Annotated in this window: 29 protein-coding genes and 2 pseudogenes; 16 read left to right on the top strand and 15 right to left on the bottom strand. The window is 61.7% G+C overall.

All coding sequences use genetic code 11. The features are described 5' to 3' along the window. Positions 1-690 precede the first annotated feature (690 nt). The 3 genes from F1C10_RS14780 to terL all read left to right on the top strand — a co-directional run bounded on the left by F1C10_RS14780 (position 691) and on the right by terL (position 4151). Positions 691-2052 carry a DNA methyltransferase gene (locus F1C10_RS14780; RefSeq protein WP_185207319.1) on the top strand — a complete coding sequence of 454 codons (1362 nt, stop codon included), beginning with the start codon at positions 691-693 and terminating at the stop codon, positions 2050-2052. A 78-nt stretch (positions 2053-2130) separates the two neighbouring features. Next, complete coding sequence (locus tag F1C10_RS14775) at positions 2131-2706, top strand: DUF5681 domain-containing protein (protein ID WP_185207317.1); 576 nt, start codon at positions 2131-2133, stop codon at positions 2704-2706. After that, complete coding sequence (gene terL / locus F1C10_RS14770) at positions 2703-4151, top strand: phage terminase large subunit (protein WP_185207315.1); 1449 nt, start codon at positions 2703-2705, stop codon at positions 4149-4151. Before F1C10_RS14775 ends, terL begins: the two co-directional genes overlap by 4 nt. 35 nt (positions 4152-4186) lie before the next feature. Here the strand turns inward: terL and F1C10_RS16780 are convergent, their stop codons facing one another. Then, the gene (locus F1C10_RS16780; RefSeq protein WP_258042958.1) at positions 4187-4318 is read right to left on the bottom strand and encodes a hypothetical protein; all 132 of its coding nucleotides are present in this window, start codon (positions 4316-4318) and stop codon (positions 4187-4189) included. 274 nt (positions 4319-4592) lie between these two features. Between F1C10_RS16780 and F1C10_RS14765 the strand changes: the two genes are divergently transcribed. After that, complete coding sequence (locus F1C10_RS14765) at positions 4593-4802, top strand: hypothetical protein (RefSeq protein ID WP_185207313.1); 210 nt, start codon at positions 4593-4595, stop codon at positions 4800-4802. Here the strand turns inward: F1C10_RS14765 and F1C10_RS14760 are convergent. Then, complete coding sequence (locus F1C10_RS14760) at positions 4799-5842, bottom strand: hypothetical protein (RefSeq protein ID WP_185207311.1); 1044 nt, start codon at positions 5840-5842, stop codon at positions 4799-4801. The two genes, F1C10_RS14765 and F1C10_RS14760, sit on opposite strands and share 4 nt — an antisense overlap. 116 nt (positions 5843-5958) lie before the next feature. Between F1C10_RS14760 and F1C10_RS14755 the strand changes: the two genes are divergently transcribed. From F1C10_RS14755 to F1C10_RS16770, 4 genes and pseudogenes are all read left to right on the top strand, one after another. Beyond that, positions 5959-6162 (top strand): helix-turn-helix domain-containing protein, encoded by a 204-nt coding sequence (locus F1C10_RS14755; RefSeq protein WP_185207309.1) that lies wholly within the window; start codon positions 5959-5961, stop codon positions 6160-6162. 190 nt (positions 6163-6352) lie between these two features. Next, positions 6353-6688, top strand: a complete 336-nt coding sequence (locus F1C10_RS14750) for a TfoX/Sxy family protein (protein ID WP_185207307.1) — start codon at positions 6353-6355, stop codon at positions 6686-6688. 104 nt (positions 6689-6792) lie between these two features. Further along, positions 6793-6930, top strand: a pseudogene (locus tag F1C10_RS16775) (2Fe-2S iron-sulfur cluster-binding protein); the annotation flags it as partial. Positions 6931-6934: 4 nt separating this feature from the next. Then, a pseudogene (locus tag F1C10_RS16770) lies at positions 6935-7135 on the top strand (GMC oxidoreductase); the annotation flags it as partial. 264 nt (positions 7136-7399) lie between these two features. Here F1C10_RS16770 and F1C10_RS16930 read toward each other — a convergent pair. After that, on the bottom strand, positions 7400-7591 hold the full coding sequence (locus tag F1C10_RS16930) for an Rmf/CrpP family protein (protein WP_374939352.1): 192 nt from the start codon (positions 7589-7591) through the stop codon (positions 7400-7402). A 425-nt stretch (positions 7592-8016) separates the two neighbouring features. Here F1C10_RS16930 and F1C10_RS14735 point away from each other — a divergent pair, with 425 nt between their 5' ends. After that, a complete protein-coding gene (locus F1C10_RS14735; protein ID WP_185207305.1) occupies positions 8017-8805 on the top strand; it encodes a Crp/Fnr family transcriptional regulator in 789 nt (262 codons plus the stop codon). Here the strand turns inward: F1C10_RS14735 and F1C10_RS14730 are convergent. After that, a complete protein-coding gene (locus F1C10_RS14730) occupies positions 8791-9159 on the bottom strand; it encodes a response regulator (protein WP_185207303.1) in 369 nt (122 codons plus the stop codon). The two genes, F1C10_RS14735 and F1C10_RS14730, sit on opposite strands and share 15 nt — an antisense overlap. A 1-nt stretch (position 9160) precedes the next feature. Further along, the gene (locus F1C10_RS14725) at positions 9161-12001 is read right to left on the bottom strand and encodes a PAS domain-containing protein (protein WP_185207301.1); all 2841 of its coding nucleotides are present in this window, start codon (positions 11999-12001) and stop codon (positions 9161-9163) included. 826 nt (positions 12002-12827) lie between these two features. Here F1C10_RS14725 and F1C10_RS14720 point away from each other — a divergent pair. Further along, the gene (locus F1C10_RS14720; protein ID WP_258042957.1) at positions 12828-13454 is read left to right on the top strand and encodes an SOS response-associated peptidase; all 627 of its coding nucleotides are present in this window, start codon (positions 12828-12830) and stop codon (positions 13452-13454) included. 92 nt (positions 13455-13546) lie between these two features. Here F1C10_RS14720 and F1C10_RS14715 read toward each other — a convergent pair whose 3' ends face one another. The 3 genes from F1C10_RS14715 to F1C10_RS14705 form a co-directional block, all read right to left on the bottom strand. Continuing rightward, positions 13547-13816, bottom strand: a complete 270-nt coding sequence (locus F1C10_RS14715) for a hypothetical protein (RefSeq protein ID WP_185207299.1) — start codon at positions 13814-13816, stop codon at positions 13547-13549. 53 nt (positions 13817-13869) lie between these two features. Then, positions 13870-14052: a hypothetical protein gene (locus F1C10_RS14710; protein ID WP_185207297.1), complete on the bottom strand. Its 183-nt coding sequence runs from the start codon at positions 14050-14052 to the stop codon at positions 13870-13872. A 231-nt stretch (positions 14053-14283) separates the two neighbouring features. Next, the gene (locus tag F1C10_RS14705) at positions 14284-14445 is read right to left on the bottom strand and encodes a hypothetical protein (RefSeq protein ID WP_185207295.1); all 162 of its coding nucleotides are present in this window, start codon (positions 14443-14445) and stop codon (positions 14284-14286) included. Between the two features lie 139 nt (positions 14446-14584). Here F1C10_RS14705 and F1C10_RS14700 point away from each other — a divergent pair, with 139 nt between their 5' ends. Next, a complete protein-coding gene (locus F1C10_RS14700) occupies positions 14585-14806 on the top strand; it encodes a hypothetical protein (RefSeq protein WP_185210305.1) in 222 nt (73 codons plus the stop codon). 234 nt (positions 14807-15040) lie between these two features. Here F1C10_RS14700 and F1C10_RS14695 read toward each other — a convergent pair whose 3' ends face one another. The 4 genes from F1C10_RS14695 to F1C10_RS16765 all read right to left on the bottom strand — a co-directional run bounded on the left by F1C10_RS14695 (position 15041) and on the right by F1C10_RS16765 (position 16656). Further along, a complete protein-coding gene (locus tag F1C10_RS14695) occupies positions 15041-15322 on the bottom strand; it encodes a hypothetical protein (RefSeq protein WP_185207293.1) in 282 nt (93 codons plus the stop codon). A gap of 270 nt (positions 15323-15592) precedes the next feature. Then, on the bottom strand, positions 15593-15781 hold the full coding sequence (locus F1C10_RS14690; protein ID WP_185207292.1) for a DUF6961 family protein: 189 nt from the start codon (positions 15779-15781) through the stop codon (positions 15593-15595). A 17-nt stretch (positions 15782-15798) separates the two neighbouring features. Beyond that, on the bottom strand, positions 15799-16089 hold the full coding sequence (locus tag F1C10_RS14685) for a hypothetical protein (protein ID WP_185207290.1): 291 nt from the start codon (positions 16087-16089) through the stop codon (positions 15799-15801). A 123-nt stretch (positions 16090-16212) separates the two neighbouring features. Next, positions 16213-16656 carry a thermonuclease family protein gene (locus tag F1C10_RS16765; protein ID WP_258042956.1) on the bottom strand — a complete coding sequence of 148 codons (444 nt, stop codon included), beginning with the start codon at positions 16654-16656 and terminating at the stop codon, positions 16213-16215. 53 nt (positions 16657-16709) lie between these two features. Between F1C10_RS16765 and F1C10_RS14680 the strand changes: the two genes are divergently transcribed. Then, positions 16710-17270 (top strand): hypothetical protein, encoded by a 561-nt coding sequence (locus F1C10_RS14680; protein ID WP_185207288.1) that lies wholly within the window; start codon positions 16710-16712, stop codon positions 17268-17270. A 228-nt stretch (positions 17271-17498) separates the two neighbouring features. After that, positions 17499-17705: a hypothetical protein gene (locus tag F1C10_RS14675; RefSeq protein WP_185207286.1), complete on the top strand. Its 207-nt coding sequence runs from the start codon at positions 17499-17501 to the stop codon at positions 17703-17705. Between the two features lie 25 nt (positions 17706-17730). Here the strand turns inward: F1C10_RS14675 and F1C10_RS14670 are convergent, their stop codons facing one another. Continuing rightward, positions 17731-18858 (bottom strand): GAF domain-containing protein, encoded by a 1128-nt coding sequence (locus F1C10_RS14670; protein WP_185207284.1) that lies wholly within the window; start codon positions 18856-18858, stop codon positions 17731-17733. A 2-nt stretch (positions 18859-18860) separates the two neighbouring features. Next, entirely contained in the window at positions 18861-19607 is a 747-nt protein-coding gene (locus tag F1C10_RS14665) for a Crp/Fnr family transcriptional regulator (protein WP_185207283.1), read from the bottom strand. 325 nt (positions 19608-19932) lie between these two features. Between F1C10_RS14665 and F1C10_RS14660 the strand changes: the two genes are divergently transcribed. Continuing rightward, positions 19933-21744 carry a diguanylate cyclase gene (locus F1C10_RS14660; RefSeq protein ID WP_185207281.1) on the top strand — a complete coding sequence of 604 codons (1812 nt, stop codon included), beginning with the start codon at positions 19933-19935 and terminating at the stop codon, positions 21742-21744. 96 nt (positions 21745-21840) lie between these two features. Continuing rightward, a complete protein-coding gene (locus tag F1C10_RS14655; protein ID WP_185210279.1) occupies positions 21841-22230 on the top strand; it encodes a S8 family serine peptidase in 390 nt (129 codons plus the stop codon). 34 nt (positions 22231-22264) lie between these two features. On the opposite strand, the gene F1C10_RS14650 is transcribed toward F1C10_RS14655, so the two are convergent. Continuing rightward, entirely contained in the window at positions 22265-22498 is a 234-nt protein-coding gene (locus F1C10_RS14650; RefSeq protein WP_185207279.1) for a hypothetical protein, read from the bottom strand. Between the two features lie 445 nt (positions 22499-22943). On the opposite strand from F1C10_RS14650, the gene F1C10_RS14645 reads away from it, so the two are divergent. Next, the gene (locus tag F1C10_RS14645; RefSeq protein WP_185207277.1) at positions 22944-23552 is read left to right on the top strand and encodes a hypothetical protein; all 609 of its coding nucleotides are present in this window, start codon (positions 22944-22946) and stop codon (positions 23550-23552) included. Positions 23553-23563 lie beyond the last annotated feature (11 nt).

Below are 23563 nucleotides of genomic sequence, written 5' to 3'. Positions count from 1 at the left end.
TTCGCTTTGCGGGCCGCTCCTAGAACGGCGCAGTTCCGCGCGCATTCGCTTGTGCTCCGTACTTTGGAGAGCGAAGCGGCGAGCACTATCGCGGGTCAGAGTGGCGAGTTTCTCCGGCGCTCTCCGGGGAGGTACGGAATGCCAATTCCTCAGTTTTTCGTTTCGTATGTGCGGCATCCAAGTGGGTTGCCGAGGCCAAGCTCGGTTGCGCTTCGTCACCGCGGATTTTCCCTGTTCTGGTGCGATTAACAGGGAATGGCCTCGCTTTATGGGATTTGCGGTACCCTCAAACTCCAGAAACCCCGGCTTTTCCGCCGCGTCTGGCGGCAAATTCCCGTGATCGGAAAACAGGGAATTACGGCAACATATCAGGCCAGCTTTCTTGTCGAACAGGCAAGGTGCAGCGAGCATCGGTGAAGCGGGGCGAAACATATCAAGTGGACGCCTCACCAGACTCCGCTTGACATAAAAAGTCGGACTAGGTAATTGTTTTCGTTGGCTTATTGACGATGTGCTTCGTTGCGTGTAGCTGCGTCCTTGGAGGCAAATTTCTCCACCCGAGCATCAGAAGCCATCCGGCAGAAGCAGCATGGGATCACAATGACCGCCCAGTTTTACCTGATTGGGCAGGCGAGTGGTCGCGCGTCGAGACCGGTCATTCGTCTGTCCGTTTTTCTTTGAGGAACCGACATGACAAAGACTGCTACACGCAACAAAGCTGCTGACCTTCCCGCTGTGCTCGAACAGCGGCTTGGTCCTATTAGCTATCGCCCGCTGGCTGAGATCCAGGCCTATGCCGGCAACCCGCGCAAGCACCCTGAGAAGCAGATCGTGCAACTGATGGCGTCGATGCGCCATTTCGGTTTCGCGCTGCCGTTGCTGGTCGACGTGCACGGCGTGCTCATCTGCGGCCATGCTCGACTCGAAGCTGCGCGCCGGCTCCGCACGAATGACGTGCCGGTTCTGGTCGCGGCGCATTGGAGCGCGGCGCAGGTCAAGGCTTACCGCCTGGCGGATAACCAGCTGGCAACGTCGAGCAGCTGGGACGCAGAGCTGCTGCGGATCGAAATCTCGAGCATCATTGAGCTGGACGAGACGCCTATCGAGATCCTTGGTTGGTCGACCGGCGAGATCGACGTCATCCTCGATGGCGCCGCTGCTGCAAATGACGACGATGCGTGCGAAAATCAGCTTCCTGATGCCATGCCGGTTTCGCAACCCGGCGACTTGTGGCTACTCGGCAAGCATCGGCTCTTGTGTGGCTCCTCGCTCGAGCCTGCAGTGTGGGAGCGGCTGATGAATGGCGCCAGCGGCGCGATGGTGCTGACCGATGCGCCGTTCAACGTAAAGGTAAACGGCCATGTTTCGGGCGGCGGTCGCCATGCCGAGTTTGCGATGGCCTCGGGCGAGATGTCGGTCGCCGAGTTCATCGACTTCAACAAATCCTATCTCGCCAACATGAGCGCGCACCTCAAGGACGGCGCCATCGTGATGGCCTTCATGGACCACCACCATCTATTTGAGTTGATGTCGGCCGCACGTGATGTAGGCCTGCGCCACCTCAACCTGTGCGTTTGGGCCAAAACCAATGGCGGGATGGGTAGCCTCTACCGCTCGCAGCATGAGCTGGTGCTGGTGCTGAAACATGGCTCGGCGCCGCACACCAATGCGGTCGAGCTGGGCAAGCACGGCCGTTATCGCACAAACATCTGGACACAGGCGGGCGCGAACGCCTTCGGCGCGACGCGCGATGCCGACCTTGCCGACCATCCGACCGTCAAGCCGACCCAGCTGCTTGCCGAAGCTATTCGCGATGTCACCCGCCAGGGCGAGATCGTGCTCGATGCTTTTTCAGGCTCGGGCAGCACTATCCTGGCGTGTGAGCGCACCAAGCGGGTCGGCTACGCGGTCGAGATCGAGCCGCGCTACATCGATGTGGCAATCCGGCGCTGGGAAAAGTTGTCCGGTCGTAAGGCTGTTCTCGAGGCGACCGGGGAGAGCTTCGCCGAAGTTGCCATCGCTCGTGCCGAGCCGCTGCGCGCGGACGGGTAAATGCTCGTTTCGCTTGATGCTCCCTGACCAATCAGCGGGCGCGGATCCCATCTGCGCCTCTATTGAAAGCTCGCCGACATGACCAGCAATACTTCCCGGGACGCCGCACCGATCATTCGCCCAGATGTGGTCGCGCGCCCACGCACGCGCCGCCCTGCCAACGACACAGGCGCAACATCGGCACCACTTCCGAATCCGCTTCCTACTTCTCCTCAGCCGCAACAGACTGCATCAGCCGTTCCTGCCGAATCTGCGCCTTCCCCTGTCGGCTACAAAAAGCCGCCGAAACACTCGCAGTTCAAGAAGGGGGAGAGCGGGAACAAGAAGGGGCGTCCGAAAGGCGCGAAAGGCTTGAAGACCATCGTTCGCGAAGTGTTTGCGCAGAAGGTGGTCGTACGTAGCGCGACCGGCTCGACGCGTATGTCTAAGATGGAAGCCATCGTTCATAAGACAGCCGAGAAAAGCTTCGGCGGCGACATGCGTGCCATCATCACGACGCTCAAGCTATATGCAAAATACATCTCAGACGAGGCGTCGGCACCGTCGGGCTTGAACGTCGCCAACGACGTTTCAGCGGAGGAGATGGATGCCGCGGACCGCGCCATTGTTGAGGCCTTTCTTCGCAAGGCTCGTGAAGCGGAGGGCGAGCGATGAGCGCGCCCCTCGATGCGATGCTGCGCCAGGACTTTTCGTTGTTCCTGATGCGCGTGTTCCAGGATCTGCATCCCGCTGCGCCGCCGCTTCAGCTTGCCTGGTATCTGGAGGCAATCTGCCATTCGCTTATCGAGGCGAGCGCGCAGGACGGCGCTCGGCTCGTCATCACCGTGCCGCCCCGACATTTGAAGTCGGTTGCGGCGTCAGTGGCGCTTCCGGCATTTCTTCTTGGGCATAATCCCGCGCGACGGATCATGGTCGCGACTTACAGCCAGGATCTGGCGCGCCTTCACGCGACCCAGTCACGCACGATCATGCAGTCGGCCTGGTATCGCCGGCTGTTCCCAGCGGCGCAGATTGCCGAGGACGGCAATCGCATGCTGGAAACCGTCACGACACGCGGTGGCGGGCGCAAGGCAGTGTCGGTTGGCGGGTCCGTTACCGGACATGGCGCCGACGTCATCATCGTCGACGACTGCCTCAAGGCCGATGACGCGCGAAGCGAGGCCAAGCTTGAGGAAGCGCGTGCGTGGTTTGCCGGCACGCTTGCCACTCGCCTCAACAGCCCTGGTGGTGGTGCCATCATTTCGATCTCGCAGCGGCTGCACGAATTCGATCTGCCGGCGATGCTGCTCGACAGCGGTTACAAGCATCTATGCCTGCCCGCGATTGCCGAGCGCGACGAGATTATCCGGCTCGGGCCGAAGCATGTGCATCACCGCAAGGCCGGTGACCTGCTCGACCGGCCTGGCGTCACACGCGAGAAGCTAGATGCCGAGCGTAGAACGCTCGGCGCACAGGTATTCTCGGCGCAGTTCCAGCAGAACCCGGTGGCGCCGGAGGGCAACCTCATTCGGCTGGAATGGTTCGCCAACCACGACGAAGATCTCGAGCGCGCCGATTTTTATCGCGTTGTACAAAGCTGGGATACCGGGCTCAGCGACGAGCCGACGGCAGACTATTCGGTCTGCACGACATGGGGCTACCGCGAGAAGCGCTGGTACCTCGTCGACGTATTGCGCCAGCGGCTAGCCTTCCCTGACCTGAAGCGCGCCGTGCTGAGCCAGCGCCGCCAATGGCGTGCCGACGAGGTCATCATCGAGGAGGCCGGCTCGGGGATCGCGCTGTGGCAGGAGTTTCGTGCAGATCGCGAGTTTCGCCCCGTCATGTCGAGACCGACGCAAAGCAAGGAAGAGCGGCTCATCGGGGTGACCGGGCAGCTCGAAGCAGGGCTTTGTGTCCTTCCCAGCGAAGCGCCGTGGCTCGAGGCGTTCCGCCACGAGCTGCGCAGCTTCCCCTTCGGCAGGCACGACGACCAGGTCGATAGTATGACGCAATTCCTGGAGTATCAGCGGCGGTGGTCGCACGAGCTGCTCGCAGAACGCGATCCGGTAACCGGGCGCAAATTGTGGATCGACCGGCCGACCCGCCGCATGCGAGGCTAGCTCGGGCAGTTTTTTAGACAATGCCGCGGCGATACTCAGCACTGCCGCTCGAACTCCTCGACGAGCGCCCATTCCGCTGCCGTCAGTGGTTCGGGCTTCGTCAGCAGTCGCCACAAGGTCTGGTTCAGCCCCCTCGCTGTGACCGTCGTTTGGGTAAGTTCCGGCATCGTCTGTACATCCGAGGTTGCCGCCAAGTTCGTTGGGCAGGCCATCGCAGGCTCCTTGCGGAACCTGACCTCAGCGCCCGGTTCCACCACCTGCGGCCAGGCGAGCAGCGCTGCCTGGATGCGCCGCGATCCTGTTCCAAGTCGGGCTACGCCAACGCTGGTCGCTCTAAGGGGTGCTGAAGTCGAGCCTTATTCGCAAAGCTTTGCTGAAAGGCAAAAGCTGCGGATAGACTTGCCGAGCCTCGTGTCGCTTCGTACGCCAGAGGAGCCATGCATGAGTGGAAATGACGATGCGGATCTCGTCTGCGGATTGTTTGCCATACTTACTGGCGAACTGGAGGATGCGATCACCCCGGCGTTTGAGGGCCAGCAACGCCAATCAAAAGACGAAGCGCTGGCTCGAGCGCAAACTGTGCTCGCCACAACAGATCGGATCATTGCCGTGGCACGTGCCATTGTGGTGCTGCTCACCCGGCCTGCCTAGCTTCCCGCTGGCAAGATCTCCGCGCTGGCAAGACTATCTCCTTCGAAAATGCAGGCTGCCGTTTGCTCGACTTCAAGGCCCAGCCCGTTCTTCGCATCAAAGCCGACGGTGAACCGCGCCCGTGCACCGTCCACGTTGAACGTTGTGTCGGTAAAGGTGTGGAAGTCGGCCGAGCGCGGCTGCGCGAGCTGTGCGGTGATTGCGTCTATGCAGGCGTCAGCGGCGTCGGCCTTGCTGATTGGCGCAGAGAACGAAGCTTCGCCTGAAGGATCGGATCCAGCTGGATCAGCAACCCCCGGGAAAGAGCGTGATGCGGCATCCCGGGCGGTGAAGGTGATGGGAAACGACCCGCCGGGCCCATCGCAGAGAAGCGTGTAACGGCGGTCGGAACGGCTTCCCTCGACGAGCAGCGAGCGCTCATCGATCGCCTCACATCTTTTGTCGTTGCGCAGGATCAGATTAGCGATCTTCACGATCTCGCGACGGTCGCTGCCGCTGCCCGGCTGCCATTGGAGATCGGCGGCGGTGAGCACCCGATGCCCGGCATCGTCGAGCACGAGCTTACGCAGCGCTTTGTTCGGCACCCATCCTTCCATCCAGCGCAAGCCCGTGGCCAATACCCTGACCCGTGACCATGCCCCTTCCTCACACATGACACGCAGCGGCATCTCAGGTGTGATGGCAGCAAGTGCCTTGATGTCGGACAGATTGGTCTTGCCTTGGGAGTTCGCAATAGGAGCGGCTTTGCTGGCCGGCGCCCTTAGCAGGACCGTGTCATCCTTGACCGCTGCATCGCGCTCGATGACGAACCGTATCTTACATGGAGACGCCTGAGCGACCGAAGGTGCTTTCGTCTCCGCCCTGGGTGCCGGGCTTTCCGGCACAGGCGTGCTCGATCCAAGCGCGACGATGCCCGCAGTCACAGCGCCGAGGCTTGCCACCGTGACGACATGCCATGTTTTCCATTCTGTTCGCCCGCCACCGCCGCGCTCCCAACCTTTTCTCGCTGCCTCACGATGCTTGCTTTCTTTGCCTGCCACGCAACTCTCCGTCGACGATCAGTGACAGCACCAATCCGCTGTTCCAGCCGGCAGTCAACGGCTTTGTCACTGATCGTCTGTAGAACGATCGGCGACAGCTGCGCTTCAGTCCCGCTGTGGACATTCGAAAGCGTCTAGGGGCCAATCTGCGGCGGCTGCGGCTCGAACAAGGCTGGAGTCAGGAAGAGTTCGCTGATCGCGCCGACATCCACCGCACCTATGTGAGCGACATCGAGCGTGGTGCGCGCAATCCAACCATCACAGTTGTCGAAAAGCTCGCCGCTCCCTTCTCCGTTGCGGCAGGCTCGCTGCTAAATTGAAGAAGCGGCGCTGGGCACGAAATTGGCAACATGCTGCGGACTTGGGTCATCAGGGAATTTTTTGACCCACTATTGGCCGTTCAACGGCGCCTTGACCTACCCTGAAAGCGGCCGCTCGTTCACGATGGTCGGCGATGCAGTCCTTGGTCGTCCGTTGCCCGCGGCGACTGTGGTCTGTTAGGTTCAGTGTATGGCCACGCAGCAACGCACAATCGAGTTCCTGCTTGAACAGGCGAGCGGTGCCGGCACGGTTACTGCCAAGCCGATGTTCGGTGAGTACGGCGTCTACGTCGATGGTAAGATGATCGGCTCGGTCTGCGACGATCAGCTGTTCGTCAAGCCGACGCTGTCGGGCCGCGTTGTTGCTGAGCCCGTATCGGACGCGCCGCCATATCCCGGTGCCAGACCGCAGATGCTGATCGCGGCCGATCGATGGGACGACGCCGAATGGCTCGGCGAGCTGCTGCGCATCACGGCGGCCGAGCTGCCGACGCCCAAGCCGCGGAAACCGAAGCAAGGCTCGTAGAAATTGTGATGGAAGGGACCCACCAGCGGTCATTCAGCGCCGTGACGCCGCTTCCCAACTCCGGTCGCTCGTTCATAAGGACGCAGGTGTGAGCCAGACGGGCAATGCATCAGCATCCTTCCGCGCCTGACGGTCAGTCGGCGATGGAGGTCGCCGTGACAAATGGCGTTCCCGGGATTGACGGTGATTGCGGAGGAGCGTGCGCGTGCGCGACCTGCCACGTTTACGTCGACGGTTCGTGGCGGCGCCTTCTACCATCCGGTAGGGACCTGCGCGGTGGGTGGCAATGCGTCTGCGGTGGTGGATCCGCAGCTTCGCGTCCGCGGCGTTCATGGGCTTCGGGTAGTCGACGCGAGCGTCATGCCGAGGCTTGTCTCGGGCAACACCAACGCTCCCACCATCATGATAGCGGAGAAGGCATCCGACATGATCCGGCTGACCGACTGATAGCTTCCGGATCTGCGATAGGCGCCTTTGAAAATAGCCGTAACAGCCGCGATCGTTGCAGAGCCGCTCGATAACCCTGCTGACCCGCCTGCTCCCGATCCGCTGGCAATCGACAGGCAGGACCTATGGGACCGGCTCTAACGAGTTACGCTCAATAGGGTGAATGTCTACTCGGTGGCACCAGAGGCGGAAGCCGCTTCTGCCCCAGCGTAGATGCTTCACTATCACGCAGAGATCCTCGGAGCGGACGATCCCGACGACGCTTCAGCCTGGAGTAGCCGAGTTGCGTGTTTGCGTAACTCGCCCTTCAGAAAAGCCGTCCATCCACGCGCTTCGTAGATCAAGCCGGTCGTGGAAAATTGGACAATCGATGGCGTGCATGCCCATCTGCGCTCCTGCTGCTTTCCCTGCAGCGCGCGCTTGTTCCTCGGTAGTCAGATCAGATTGGTCCACCATAATCCACCCGAACCTAATTAGCTGGAGCAGTTAGTATCGCCGCGCTGCTCGTGTTTCACGAGATATGTGCGTTTGGAAAGCTCGCATTACCGTCGATCAGGACCCTAGCCGCTATGCAGCCTTCAGCATGCAGGACGCTAGATTGTTCACCGGTGTGGCCGCTCGCGGTACCTACGCCTGAAGTCCGCTATCGGGAGGGAAGCGGACATCACCGACCGAGTCGAATCCATCAAACCACGATGGCAAACATCGCAACCCAAATCGTCAGAACGTGCGCCAAAACGGCTGAATTTGGGAGGTAAGCTGCCGATGGTTCACCGCTGAGCTTGGCCGCGCACCGGTGAGCTGAAGGGTAGAAGTGAACTTGTGTTATAGACTGCCTCTGGACGTTTGATCTCTGTGTAAGCGGTTTGCGGAGACCGACGATGAGCTTTCTCAAGGGACCCGACCCGCTGAAGCTTTTCCTGGCGAAGGTCGAGGGCCGATCCAAGCTGAACGACGAGGAGTGCGATGGCATCCTCGGCTTGCCGGTGACGCCGCGACAGGTGCAGCCGCATCGCGAGATCGTGCGGCTTGGAGATACGGCAGATCATGCCTGTATCGTGGCCAATGGCATCGTGGCAAGGTTCGCTCAGGTATTGAACGGGGCTCGCCAGATCGTCTCGATGCATGTGGCAGGCGACATGGTGGATCTCCATTCGCTGATGCTTCCGGCTGCTCCTGCGCCTCTGGTCGCGCTTACGTCCACAACCATCCTTCAGATCCCGCATGCCGCCCTTCGCGATCTGGTCGCGCGCTTTCCCGGCGTGGGTGCCGCTCTCTGGCGGGAGTGCGTCATCGACGGCAACATCGTCGCGCATTGGCTCGTCAACGTTGGCCGACGCGATGCGCGGGCACGCCTTGCTCATCTGATCTGTGAGCTCGCGGTGCGATCGAACCAGATCGGCAACTTCATCGAGGGCCGCTTTCCGATGCCCATAACCCAGGATCAGATCGCCGATGCGCTCGGCCTGACGTCGGTGCACGTGAACCGGATGATGCAGTCGCTACGCGGCGAAGGGCTGCTCGAAAGCTCGGGTCGAGAAACCACCGTCCTTGATTGGCAGGGTCTGGTACGCGTCGGAGAGTTCGATCCTCATTATCTCCATTTGCCAGACGCGGTTGCCGGCCAGGCGCTACGACATTCGGAGCCATATGCGCTAAACAGCCAATAACAGCCGTACGATCTCCACGACCTTTTGCGGGGCGACAGGCTTCTCGACCCTGGCCGTTCCAGCGAACGTGTCAGGGATCGCATCTCGATCATATCCCGTCACAAACGCAAACGGGATCGATTGTCGCGCGAGTTCCTGCGGCAGTTCGAAATCGATCCCCCGGCCAAGGTTTAGGTCGACGAGCGCGCAGTTCGGCGCATTCGATTTTAGTGCGTGAGCCGCGTCCGCTGGATCAGCGAACGGGCCTACGACCTGAGCACCAGCCGCTTCCAGCGCTGCCTGAAGATCGGTCGCGAGATAGTAATCGTCCTCGAGGATAAGTATCCGTGCGTTCTGCAGCGTGGGCTTTTCCATGTTACCGTCCTCCTGCATCAGTCTGAAGGATGCTCTCGCCGTCGACGAGCGGAAACTCGATACGGGCTGCCAACCCGCCCGGCCTGAGTTCGACGCTGCCGTAGCCCTTAAGCTCATACGGGATGCGCCGCCTGATCAATTCTGTCCCGAACCCTTGCCGGCGCGGCACTGCATCGACGATCGGCACGCCATGCTCTCGCCAGATGATCGTCAGCCACGGCTGCCCGTCGCGCTCGTCGATCGTCCAGCTGACCTCGAGCCTGCCGGACTCACGTGAGAAGGCACCGTATTTGGTCGCGTTGGTCGCCAGTTCGTGAACCGCAAGCGTCAGCACCTCAGCGACCTTTGGCGACACTGCTACGGCTTCGCCTTTGAGGCTGACATGATCATCGGACGCCGCTTGGGCGACAATCTCGTCCCGGATCAAGAGTTCCAGATCCACCGTGCTCCCGGCCGCTCGCGTTAGCAGCACCTGCGTCCGCGCCAGGGCTGAAATTCGACCTTGCAGATGGGCGACATAGTCCTCGGTTGAACGTTCGCCATCATCTGATCTGCTAATCATAGAGCGGGTTACCGCGAGGATGTTGCGGACTCGATGCTGTAGCTCAGCAAGCAATACCTCGTGCCGGTCCTGCGCTCTTCGAAGATCGTCTACGTCGGTCGAGGTGCCTAGCCACTCCACGATCCCGCCGTGCTCGTCGCGCACAGGCGTCGCACGCGACTGGAACCAGCGGTAGCGGCCTTCCTCGGCGTGGCGGAGCCGGTAATCGACCTGGAACTCGCCGCGCTCGATCGCGCCGGCCCAAACGTCGCGAACGTGGGAGCGGTCGTCGGGGTGAACCGGATCGAGCCAGCCGAAGCCGTGGCTACGCTCCTCTGGCAGCCCGGTGAAGTCGGTCCACTGTGGGCTGGCCCAGGTCCATTGTCCGCCGTCAACGGCGCGCCAGACGAGCTGCGGCACGCCCTCGATCAAGGCCCGTTGCTGCTCCCGGATCTCGCGGAGGGCGCTCTGGCTCCGCCGCTGGTCGATCAGGTCCGCCGTTTGACGCGCGAGCAGGCCCAGGAAACGTAGCTGGCGCTCGTCCGGCCGGTGCCTGGCGTGACGCCAATGCGCGTTGAGCATCCCGAGCGGCGCACCGGTGCGCGAGATCAGCGGATAGGCTACGGCCGATTGGATGCCCTCGCCAACGAGCAGCTGACAGCCGAAGTCGCCGACCTCTTCGGGGAAATCAGCGAAGGCGATCTCGCCCGTCTTCAGCGCGATCCCGCACGCGGTCCGGCTGCTCGCGTCGACACGGTGGAAATAATCGGTGATCGTGCGCGAGAAGTTGCGGCTGACGATCAGCTCCAGCGCCTGCGTCGCCGCGTCGTAGACCTGGATGGTTCCGGCGTCCGCTCGGGCGATCGCGACGGTCGCGGACAGCGCCTCGTCGTAGATCGACTGCATGCTCTCTTCCAAAACCAGTCGTTCCGACAGGCTGAGCAGCCGTTCCGCGTCGACGAGATCGGTAGCGAGTGCCTGCTCGCTTGCCTGGAGCGCCGCCTCCGAGCGTCCGCGTTCCAGCGCGGCCCACGTGCGCTCGGCGACTTCGACCACAAGTGATGCCTCGCTCGTTGACCAGTCTCGCGGGTCGACGTCGCCCACGATTAGCGAGGCGATGAGACGGCCTTCCTTGACCAGGGGAGAGACGATCATCGACCGGAAGCCGAGCTTCACGAACTGCACGCGGATACGCTCAGGAAGATCTTCGTAGGCGGCGTAATCTGGAACGGTCACGACGGCGCCGCCCTCCAGGAGCCGGACGAACTCGAGTGCATCGGACACGTCGTGGTTGCCGGCAAGCGACGGAAGTCCCTGCCGCGCGCTATCGCGCAGGACGAGGCCCACGTTCCCGTCCGAAGCCCACTCCACATAATAGCACCATCCGGCGTCGAGCTTCTCGCGAAGCAGGCGTGTGGTCGCGCCCTGGATATCGGCGGGCTCCTTGAGCGTCCGGACGGAATCGCTGAGATGGAGCAGGAACGCCTGCTGCTCTTCGCTCGCCCGCAACGCCGCTTCCGTCGCCCGCCGCTCCGTGATGTCGAAGGTGACGCCGTAGAGGACTGAAGGGTCGTCCTCGGCGGCGCGGCCCTGCCACTGCACCCAATTTCCCTTCCTCGGACCCGCAACGACCTCTAGCGGCCCGGAGAATTCCTCGGCCGTCGCAAGTGCCCGAGCGACCACCTCCTCCATCTCCGCTGCGCCTTCGGCAGACATGTGCGCGGCGAAGGTCGCGAGCGGCAGCGCTTTGTCGGTCGGAGGCAATCCCCATAGAGCGAAGAACTGCTCGTCCCCCCGGATCAGGTCTGCCTCACGGTCCCAACACCAGGATCCCATCCGACCACCGGAAAGGGCAACGCGGCGCAAGTGCTCGCTCTCGCGCAACGCTTCCTCAGCGCGCTTGCGGTCATCGATGTCGATGTTCAGGCCGACCCACTTCTCAATCCGACCTGCGGAGTCGAGCAGCGGCGCGGCGCGCACGTTCGTCCAGCGCCACCCGCCGGGACAAGCACGAAGGCGGAAGTCTGCATCGAAGACACACCGGGCTGCCAACGCCTCCCGCCATCCCCGCTCCGCGAAAGCTCGGTCGCCGGGGTGAACGGCGTCCAGCCAGCCGTTGCCTATCCACTCGGAAAGGCTCTGTCCGGTGTAAGCGCGCCAGCTCGGACTGTCTGCGACGACGACACCCGCGGCGTCGGTCTCCCATACCGCTTGCGCCCAACTCTCGGAGAAAAGCTGATTGCGGAGCTCGCTTTCCCGCAACTGCGCTCTCAGCGCCTCGTTCTCGCTTTGCAGGTCCATGCTAAAGCCTCGCACAAAAGCGCCTATCTGAAAGCGACTTACGCCATATACGTCGTCGCCGGTAGGCCTACCGCCCTCAAGCCTCGGTGAGGCGGACGAACGTCCGCTTTTGGGCGTTAGCTGCCCGTCCGCTTCGAGAAGACTAGTCATGTCCGCGGGCGATGGCGTGCTCACCATGCTACAACAGCGGGGCTGAATGGGCGTCTCGCGAAATCGAGGGACTGCGAGACGCCCGGGAGAACCGGCTGAATGCGACACCCGGTGCACGTAACTTCAGCCACACGGTCCGAACATGCAATATTGATCATGGTTAAGGAAACGGAGCGACTATTCAGCGTTGAGCCCGCCGAACTATGACGGCAGGTCAGATGGAAAAGCGAAGTTCGTTGATCATGTACGGGGCGCTGGTCGCGGTCCTGTGCGTCGTCGTCGTCATGAGCTACCTACAAAGTCAGGTCTCGCCGCGAGCTAAGGATCGCGTTGCAATCGGCTCTCCGCTGTCTGAACAGCAGGTTCTGTCTCGACGTCGCGCTTCGATGAACACCGCGGCTATCGCCGGCACGACAACGCAGTAGGGCGTTCGCGGCGTTGCGAAGGTCGAAGCCTGCACCGTTGCAGGCCGCACGCAGCCCGGAACTGACCAGATAACGGCGCATCCATTTGGGCCGGCGCTACGTACCTGCGGCGCAGGCAGGGCGTTCAACAGAGGATTGCTGAGCGTTGTACTCGGAACAGGTATATTTTGACGCCGCGCACTTTGCCCATATCGTAGCGTGGGAAGAGGTTCGTCGTCTCGCGAGGCTCTCGAGCCTACCGGAGAGCCTGCGTGTGCAATCGCTATCGTATGTCGGCCAAGCAGGCCGAACTTGCCGGCCGCTACGGGATCGTCTCGCCTTATCCTGACGACCTTACCATTCCGCCGCCCGAACTGTTTCCTGACAAGCCGGCGTATGTCGTGCGCGAAGCTGACGGTGCGCGTATCCTAGACACGATGAGTTGGGGCTTCCCGCACAAGGTGCCCGGCAAGCGGATCGACAAGGCGACGGGCAAGCCGGTGCTGCTCGACAAAAAGGTGACGAACGTCCGCAACTACACGTCACCTTTCTGGAAGAGCGCGCTCGTGAACCCGGAACGACGCTGCCTGGTGCCATTCACCGCCTTTAGCGAATACGGCCAGACCCGTGGCGCCGACGGTAAGCTGCCACTCCACTGGTTCGACGTACCCAGCCGACCAATCGTGAGCTTCGCCGGGATCTGGCGCCCGGCCGAGGGCGGCGCCGTGTTCGCGTTCCTGACGACCGAGCCGAACTCACTGGTGGCGCCGATCCATCCGAAGGCGATGCCGGTGCTGCTGCACGACGAGGATGAGGAGACATGGCTGCGCGCGCCGATCGAGGACGCCATGCAGCTGGTGGCACCTTACCCTGCACAGCTGATGCGAGTGGACGCTTGATCGGTCAAGAAAAGGGCACCCGGATGACCCAGATGCCCTTCTCGTTTAGCTGCTTGGGAGCGAGCCAAGACAGCTTCTAATCTCTTGGAAGATCAGATGCCATTCGAAAGATTGGTGTCCGGATCGTTGGTCCGCATATCCTCGGCCTGGTTCTGACCCGTTGCCCGCACCGCATCTGCGGCGTTCTCAAGGTTTGCTTCGGCAGCCTCGTTACCGGTCGCGTCGGCAGCGTCCTCGAGGTTATCGGCCACTGCCTCGCTGTTCGCCTCGATGTTGTCAGCGGCTTGCTCTTGCGGGCTCGAGTTGCAGGCTGCGAGCGAGAGAAGGCCAGCAGCGGACGCGAGTAGAACCATCTTCTTCATCTTTGATCAACCCCTTGTTGGTGACGTGGTGTACGCACAGGGACCATCGAAACTCAACGGATATGCTGCCGGGCGATTAGCGCCGGTTCCGTCGTGTCCACTCGGTCGATCTCAGCCAGCAAATCAGCAAAAGGATCGGCGCGCGGAGGTGGAAACGCACAAGACAGGCTGGCGCCGATAGCATCGATCTCGGCAGATCGCGGCTCGCCTATCGTCACAACGCTTGAATCGTCCACGGCAGCCTCCGCCGCAGATAACTACCTTCCAGTATTTTAGCACCAACCGTTCCGGTACCGAAACACTGATTTATCTAGGTTTTGAGCTTGGCACCCGGCGATTGTGTTCATTGATGCCCTGGCCGCATGGATGCCGAACCGCCGGAAGAAGCAGGACGGCACTGCGTGCACGGCACCGTCCTGCTTCCCCTAGGCGCGGCGCTAGCGGACTAGGCAATAACGAGTGGACGGCTAATCGGTGACGCCAGCGGCGGGAGCCGCTTCGGATCCAAGTAGCTGAGCGATCAGCTTGAGATCGGCTCCCGTCAGTTGGCTGTTCTCGTCGACAACGTCTTCATCGTTCCAGGACAGGCTGAACTCACGCAGACGTTCCAATGCCGATTGCAGCTCCACGTCACTCTCCCTTGATGCTTATCGATTCAACGCGCATGCGGACGACGAGACACACGCGATCTGCTTAACCCAGATCGCCGTATTTGATGTGATCGGAGCACCGGCCGCGGCGTTGATACTCCGTGAAGTGGAGTGTCGCATGAGTAAGATCTACAAGGACGCATCGAAGGTAACTGCGGAGGACGGGTCGGTCCTTCTCGACGGACCTGACGGCGTTGCCGTCGCCGTTACCCCTGAGGCCGCGCTGGAAACCGCTGATCGGCTAACCGACAAGGCGGCAGAGGCAAACGGACAGAGGGTCGAAAGCGAGTGGGATGAGCGGCAGCGGAGAGAACGCCGCGCGATCAAACCGGCTGATTGATGGATCGCGGTTGCGCCGCTCGTAACGCGCACGACAGGAACTGTTTCTTATTGTTCAGGTCGCTACGGCGGCAGGAATGTACGCAGAGCTGGTGCACTTCGAGCGAGCGCATTTCGCGCATATCGTGACGCGCGAAGAGCACCTCCGCGTCATCGATCAACAGGCGCTAGAATCGGCGCATTTGAAGACGCGAGTGCTGCATCGGCGACGTACAGTTCGCGCCTGAGCATTGCATTATCGTGCGAGCCGATCGATCCCATTTGGCAGGCGATCGGTGATGTACGGATGCTCAGCGCGGACGATCTCGACCGCCTTTTTGACTGCCTCAAGATCGGCCCCCTGTGCGTTAGGCGCGACGCCCCAGCTGAACCGTACGTACTTCCACGTCGGGTAACGCTCGATCGTGCCGATGCGCTTGCGCCACGTAGCCTCGCTCGCGTGCGTTACGCCAGCCAGCAGATGTACGAGCAGATCGCGGATCTCCTCGCCAGTAGATGGGGCAAGAACCGTAGCCATGGTGAGCCGACGCGAACGGCCGGAGTCGGGTTGCGTCGAGCTTCCTGTGGAAGTTGTGGATAACTTCGGCGTGTAAGGTGCTGGTAGGCACGCCTAAACCAAAAATCCTCCAAGCAGCAGGAATCCGATGACCCAGATCGGAAGCCAAACCCACAAGCTGTCGGTCTCATAATCCCAGAGGCGCTTCAGCCTGCGCATGAGCAGAGACCGCTGGCGAAGCCGCTCACCATCATCGATCCGTCAGGCGCAACGTCGGGCATAATGCCTCGATCATGCATGCGCCTTCGCGGCAAGAAGCTGTTCGTGTTTCGCGGCGATCTCGCGGAAGCGGGCCACACCGGCGAAGTCACCGGCCAACGCGAGCGCACCGGTACGTTCGGCGATCCACATCGGCGCCAGCATGCCGTGCTGCCGCTCGATCTCGAGTGCTTCAGCCCAACGCTCCTGATCTTCAGTCATCGGTTCAGCCGGCAGGATCAGAAGACGCCGACCGCGCCGTCTGCGCAGATGACGAGAGCTGCACCGACGCAGACAGCAAATCCGGTTACCCGGATCCACAGGCTTCTCTTCGATCGAACCAGCATCTCCGTCGACAGGCCGAGAACCACCAGCAGCGCCGCAGCAACGGCGAAGTCGTAGGCGGTCCATTGAACCTCACGGGTAAGCTGCATCGCAACTAGCGGAGCAAGCAGCAGCGCTAAGAAGCTCCCCCACATGATGGCCCGCCAAGCTGTCGTGATGCCGTGAAGCCGATTGATCGTGAGCATGGCTTCAAGCTCCTGATGATCGACGCAGCATAGCGGATCAGCACGCGCGATGGAACGACAGTCGCCGGCAGAGCGCGTGCACGCTGCTGGTCGCGCCCGGCAGTAGGTGTCAGCTGTCTTCGCTCACATTCCGTTCTCGCACCTGTGTCTGCGCCAGTATCGCTTCCACCTAAGCACCGTTCCCGTCGCCACCATGGCGCAGGACAAATCGCCGACCCGCGGCGAACTGCACCAAGCCGCTGTCCTGATGCCCTTTCCGTTACCAAGCGATTGGCAGGTAAGTGTCGGCCCCCTGACGAGTACGTGTCCCTCGCGCGATCTGCCGATCGGCGTGCCGACAAGGTTCACCAGCGCGCCTCGAGCAGCTTGTGCGCTCGCGCTGGGGCAAGGCTGATTGCTGCGGCATGTGTCGTCAGTTTCGCGAGCCGCGATCCCCGACAAACGTATGCGTGGCCCTTCCGCGCACCATAACGGCCCGTCCCCATCCCAGACCCGGGTAGGCGTGCAGCGGAACGTCTTGCCGGCGGGGACGGTAGTGGCAGCGAGCGAGGCTAGAATCACGAACATGCCGTACCTCACTGCACATGTTTTCCAACATCACCAGCCCTTACGTTCCATCTATGTTCCGCTACCTTGCCTTGACGGTTGGGCCCCCGAAAACCATCTACGACCTCCGCAAGATCGATGGCGCGATCCGGATAAGCTGCCGCGAGTGCAAGCGAAAGACGCTCCTCGATCGAGAGGAGTTCATCATGCGCCGCGGTATCGGCGAGTCCAGCGACTGGGGCGTCATATGCCGGGAGCTGAGATGTCCGCAGTGCGCCAGCCACGACGTAAAGGTGCAGATCGAAGCGTTCGGCCAAGGCTTGCGGGAGCTTCGGCGACGGCGGGCCGCGATGATCACGATCGAGCTGGCGCTGCATATCTTAAAGCGCGCATTATTTAGCGGTTCTCGCCCGTCTGTACCTGTCGAGGCAGTGAGGCTCGCGCTCCGGGCGCTTCATCCGCACCTGCAGGATCGAAGTGTCCTCGCAGGCTACTGGGCAGACTACACGGCCGCCGATCCGAAGCCTTGGGGCAACAGCCCGATCAAGTATTACGAGGACATGGTCGCCCGCCTGCTGAAGCGCGGCTACTCGGTCCCGGCGGAGCTTCGTGCGGGCATCTGGCCTTCCGCTTAGTTTGCCTTAGGTATTGATTGCGGGAACGTCCGCTATTGGGGGTGAGAACGTGGGCCGGAAACGTCCGCTTTTGGGAGGGAAGCGGACGTCGGCGGCGCCCGGAGACTAGCGCCTACTCCACATGCCAAGATGAACAATCTAAGTTGGGTTAAAATGAACAGGCGAATTAACAAATTTGAATGTTCGCCGTTACCTTCGGCGCTTAGCTCGACCTCATAGGAGGCGGCTATGAGATCCAACGATCAACAATACTTCTATAGGCGAGCAGAAGCTGAATTGAAGATGGCGCAGGCCGCCCGCGATCCCGCCGCAGTCCGGGCCCACTACACGTTGGCCGGGCACTATCTTGATCGCGCCTACGCTGGGCATGATCAGCAGCCAGCGTTAGCTGCCGAGATCAGAGCTCACCTGCCGGTGCCGCCATTGTTGCAGTGATGCGACGAGCGGCGGCGGCCTGTTGCTAGTGAAGCGGCATCACGAGAGTGAAGCGAAGTCCAGTGGCATCGAAGGAGACGTGCGTTTCGGCTCTCGTGAGCGCAGCCAAGCCATACTCCAGAAGCTCCAGGCCGAAGCCGTTCCCTAGATGATCAGCGGGCGGACGGCCGCCCCTCTCCAGCCACGAAAGATGCAATTTGTCATCGATTACGGCGTCGCCCGCCCACCACGTCAGATCGACGTGCCCGCCAGGCTGTGCCAACGCGCCATGCTCAATCGCATTCTCCAGAAGCTCGTGGAGCGCGAGCGCGAGCGGCCCTGCTTGCTCGACGGGGACAGCGACGTTCTCACCCGAGAGACTTATGCGCCAATCGGGTTCCTCGTCCGAACGCGACATAAGGTGCGCGATCAGCGTCCATAGGTCGACCGTGTCCGCCGTGCCCGGTGCGATCGCGCCGGCCGCATAGGCGCCCAACCTGGAGCTCAGCTTCAATAAAGGGATCGGTTCGTCCAGCTCTTGTGGGTAATCACTGCCGCGCACGATTGAACGCATCACAGCGATCGTATTGCGCACCCGATCGCCGGCGCTACGCACTTGCCGCTGTTCGCGCTCTCGAGATCGGCGCGTCGTCTCGATCGCCGCTGCGATCAGGCCCATCCGGTCGAGGATGCGCGCGTCCTCCGCGTCAAAGCGCTTCTCGTCGTGCGAGATTGCCCACAAAGTGCCGCGAGGCTCGCCTCGAAAATAGAGCGGCACCAGCAATATTTCCCTGATCTCAGGCACCGCATCGATACTCGGGAAGATGCGCTTGGGCTCATCGAAGAGAAGCGTGGCGTTGCGCTCGATCACTACGCCGCAGGGAGAGGCATTACGCGGTAGCCCTTGGTCGACGTACTTGGCCCACGCCCCTGCAATGGCCGGCCATACAAAGTCGTTCCCCCGTAGGATGCTCACCCCAGCAGAGCCGGCACCACACAGATCAACTACCGTTTCCACGAGCGCTTGCAGCGCCCTGTCAGGCCGGCTGTTGATACGACTTAGCAAGGCATCCTGTGCGGCATTCTCGTAATTGGGGTCACGTGCGGTTGTGGGCCGGCGAGTAAGAACGCTGGCCGACAGTAGCTCATCGGAAGAGAGCATGGTTTCGAACATCGTCACGCGAACCTTGGTTCGGCCGCTCCGCGCTTCGTGCGCGGATCACGGGTGTGCAGATGATTGTCGTTGAAGTCGCAATAATCAGCGAGTGCAGCCACATCGGGCACCGAAATGCGTTTGGCCGCTATGACGATCAGGCCTCTTTCCCTCAAGTCACGCAGCATTCGATTGACGTGGATTTGGGTTAGCCCGGTCGTGTCGGCAAGCTCCTCCTGGGTAAGCGGTAAAGGAAACGTGTTATGGTCCGCCTGCCCAATCAAGCGGAAACGGAACAGCAGCTCGCAGAGCAGGTGCGCGATCTGACGATCCGCTGAGCGTTGCCCCATGTTAACAAGCCATTCTCGTAACGTTCCTTCATCGACCAGCGTGCTCCACCACAGTGCTCGGTTGATCCGCGGATTAGCGGTGAGTTGGTCGATGACGTCGGGGCTCAGCGCCGCCAGTCGACATTCGGTTAGCGTACCTATGCTGTGATCCATCCAACCGAGGATCTGGACGTGTAGGTCGCAAATGTCGCCCGGCAGGAATAGGGCTATTATCTGACGCTTACCGTCAGGTAATAGCTTGTAGCGACAGGCAATGCCTTCCATCACAAGGTGCACATCGGAAGGCGGATCACCTTCTCCGATGATATCCCTTCGAGCAGGAACAAGCCGCGTCGGGCGACTGACCAAAGCGAGTAGCGCGCGATCCTCGTCGGTGAGCTTAGCTCCAAACTCCAGCTTGCGTATGAACGGATTGTCCATTTCGTCAGCCCTCCAGAGTCGCCTCCGATAGAGCAGCCTAGCAGCGGTATTGTTCCGGTCTAGCCGAGCACACCTGCAACGCCGCTCAGAGTTGCATGTCCACTATTGGGCGGGAGCTGCCAGGCCGCTTTACGATGGCAAAGACCCAGTTTCGGCCGTTCAGCGGGTCCGATCAAGTTTCCAAAAGCGGACGTGCGTTCATGTCGATGACGCTCATCCCGCCCGTTGCCGCAGCAGGTTCAGCATCCTTTCGCGCCTGAACGTGTCACGAGGCCATAGGAGCGGCCTTAACCCTTCGCTGACCCACCGCCAGTATGGTCGCACGATGCGGCTCGCCACGATCACGAACTGGGCTTATGGAGCGACGGTCGTCCTGACTCTTTTGTCCGGCACGACGATGATCCTCGCCTCCAATGCACAGGACCGTGAACGCGCGGCGGTGGAGCAGCGCTACCTGCTCGACCGAGGCACCTCGAAGCTCGATGAGGAAGTGTTCGCCCTCAGCGATCAGGCGCGCCAGTATCTCAACAGCGGAGATCCTTCTTACCGCGTCCTCTATCAGCATGACGCAGCGGCGCTCGCGTCAGTGGAGCGGCGTATTGCCCAGCTCGGCGATGCCGGCGCAGGGCCAGCCGAACTGCACACGTTGAAGGAGGCGATCCGCTGGGCTGATACGTTGCTGGACGAGCAGAAGGCAGCACTCGCAGCCTACGACCACGGCGACGTCGCACAGGCGCGCACGATCCTGTTCGGCGGCGAATATGAGCGCGAGCTGGAGCGGATCCGCGCACAGATCGAACGTTTTCAGCAGCAGCTCGATCAGCGCACCGAGGCGCAGGTCGCCAGCGCGGCGCAGGTCGCGCGCACGTGGAAGACGACGTCGGAGATTGCGTTGGCGATTACCGGCCTCCTGTTCCTGTGCGTGCTCTACTTCATCTTCAAGCAACGCGTGCTCAAGCCGGTCGTGCGCCTCAGCGACGTGGTGAACCGGCTGGCGGCGCAGGATTATGCGGCGGAACCGCCGAACCTCACCCAGATCGACGAGATCGGCGACATGGCCCAGGCGATTCGCGTCTTCCGAGAGAACGGGCTGGAACGTCAGCGCCTGCAGCAGGAGCGCGACGCCGACCGTATGCTCCGCGACCTTCTCTCGCGCATGACGCAGCGTATGCAGGGCTGCAACTCGCTTCATGACCTGGAGGAGATCGCCCGCCGATTCATTCCGGAGATCGTGCCCGAACTCGCCGGCAGGCTGTACCTGATCGATCCCGCGCGGAACGCCGTAATGGAAACCTGCAACTGGCTTTATCCCAAGCAATCGCGTCCGGAGTTCGCGCCGACCTCCTGCTGGGCGCTGCGGCGCGGATTGCCACATCGTCCCGCCGGCCCGACGATCGATGTTCCGTGCGATCACCTGTCGCACGATGGGGCGATGCTCGATACCTTGTGCCTGCCGCTCAACGCGCACGGCGAGACGTTCGGCCTGCTTTATTTCGAGCGCCGGCAGGATGCTGGCGACACCCGCTCGACGGCCGAGACGTACCTGACCATGCTGGCGGAAAACATCGGGCTTGCCGTCTCGAATCTGCGTCTACGCGAGCGCTTGCGTGACATGGCGATGGGCGATGCGCTGACCGGGCTCGCTAATCGCCGACAGCTCGACAGCAGTGTCGGACAGATACTGTCGGTTGCCGACCAGATGGGCGGCATTGTCAGCTGCCTGATGATCGACGTCGATCATTTCAAGCGCTTCAACGACACTTTCGGGCATGACGCGGGTGACGCCGTGCTGCAGGAGGTGGGGGCCGTGTTGCGCGGCGCCGTTCGCGACAAGGAACTGGCTTTTCGCTACGGCGGTGAAGAGTTCCTCGTTCTGCTGCCCCGCGTCGACCTCGCGCAGGCGATGGAACGCGCCGAGCTGATCCGCACGCGCATCTTCGCGCTTCGCCTCGTGCATGAGGGGCAGCAGCTCGGCGCCGTTCAGGCCTCGGTCGGCGTGGCGACCGCGCCGCTGCATTGTGCCCCCGGCCGGCTGGTGCAGACCGCCGACGCGGCCCTGCTGCGCGCGAAGGCACAGGGACGCGACAGGGTTGTCGTTGCGGCCCAGCGCAATACGCCTGTCGTCGCAGCCGGCTGATTTCGCGCGAGCGTGCCGGTACGGCTGCGAGCGTGCCGTCCGCAGCGGCGCACTGATCGTCGCGGCGGCCGGCAACGATGGCGATGACGAGCCGGTCTGGCCGGCGGGCTATGCAAGCAATCCGCGTTTCGCGGCGCGATCATCGTCGCCGGGGCCGGCACGGCCCGGCGTGCGATTGCGCGTTGGTCGAACCGCGCGGGCAGCACGGCCGATTACTTCTTGGTGGCGCCGGGTGAGCGCCTGCCCGTCGATTGCGACACGCGCACGTGTAGCGTCGTCTCCGGATCATCCTATTCGGTCAGCTACGTCGCCGGTGCCGCTGCGCTGCTGATCGGTCGCAATCCCGACCGCTCAGCGCGTCAAATTGCTGAAGCGCTGCTCGACAGCGCGCACGCAAATCAGCGCCCGCGCCACATTGCGGGCCGCAGAGCGCTCGACGTTGCGCGGGCGATGAAGGCGGCCGAGAAGCCGTATGCAACTTCCTGAAGTCGCAACAAGTTGTTCAAAACTGCTGCACCCGTTATGATAAGTGCTGATGCTCCTTGTCGATTTGACGAGTCAGTTCACCGATAGCTGAAGCGTTCAGCGTGCGCCTCGCGCCCGCCTCGCCGCGCAAGACGAGGTAACTGCGCGATCGCTCAATTGAACCGAGCGCGGCCCACCGAGTGAGACATTCGCTCACGGTGGCGTTCCAAGGCGCATGAATGCCGGCGACCAGTTCGGCTCGGGCGCCCATATCAGAGATGGTATTCATACGACCGCACTATCGGATGCGAATAAAGGCTCCCCTAACATAGCCACGCGGAACTGGCGGTGGACTGATGGTGCGTTAATATCTGCCGGTCCAACCGCGTGAAAGGACCCACAAGCGGTCATCTAGGCTACCTGGCGGGCAGGCCAACTGCGGACGCTCGTTCACCTTGGCTCTGGATGCTGTATGAGGGTGGAATGCGTCTCCTGATCCGCCTGCTTTTGCCAAAAGCTCGCGCAACGCTTTTGATCGAGGTAATCCCCAGCAAGTTCTATGGGAGTGAACGGCAACAATCCAGGCTAAAGCCTATGCGTTCGGCAAACCTTTCCACTTTCAATTAGGCAGCGTAATGAGAAGAACAGCAAGGCATTGGATCGCGGGCGCGAGCGCAGCGCTTCTTTTCAGCCTGAGACTAGCCGAAGCTCAGCTCCCGTCGAACAGCGTTCCTGTGTTCATCAGCGATGAACGGACTTTGGTAGGCCACTACCATTACGAAGAAAAGAACGACAACTTCAAGATTGACGTTCACCTGAATGCCGACCGTACGGCATTGTACCACATTACCAGTGGTGAAGAGGACAGTGACTTCATCAAAGCCGAGGGCTTCTGGACTGTGGAGGGCGACATCATCCACATCCACAACAAGCCAGGCCCTGCCCGGCTCGAGCGTGCAGGACCGCCAGCGCGTGATCCGAAGGTCAGCCTATCCGTCACTGCTGTAAATGCCGACGGCTCGCCGGCGGAAGGCCTGGGCGTTACATGGCCGAACGCATTTGGGCTGTACGCCATGAGCGACGGCAAGCACACGGCTTCCGCTCGTGAGAAGGTGCCAGCGACCAAGGTCCATGTCTTGCGGCTTTCCGATCGCAAGGAGCTTGCGACGTTCAACTTCGTGCCTGGTCGACCGAACAGCTTCCGCTTTATCTATCATCCCAGCGATGTGGAGCCCTTCGACATCCCCGCTTTTGCGCTGGATTCTCGGGCGCAGACTTTGGAGGTTGAGGTCGGGACCGCCTCCGCCAAGCTGCAGCGTGTGACTAACAGGCCTAGCCGATAGCTCGTATGCCG

This window comes from Sphingomonas sp. NBWT7, from assembly GCF_014217605.1.
GTDB lineage: Bacteria > Pseudomonadota > Alphaproteobacteria > Sphingomonadales > Sphingomonadaceae > Sphingomonas.
This window is presented reverse-complemented; position numbering and strand designations above follow the sequence as displayed.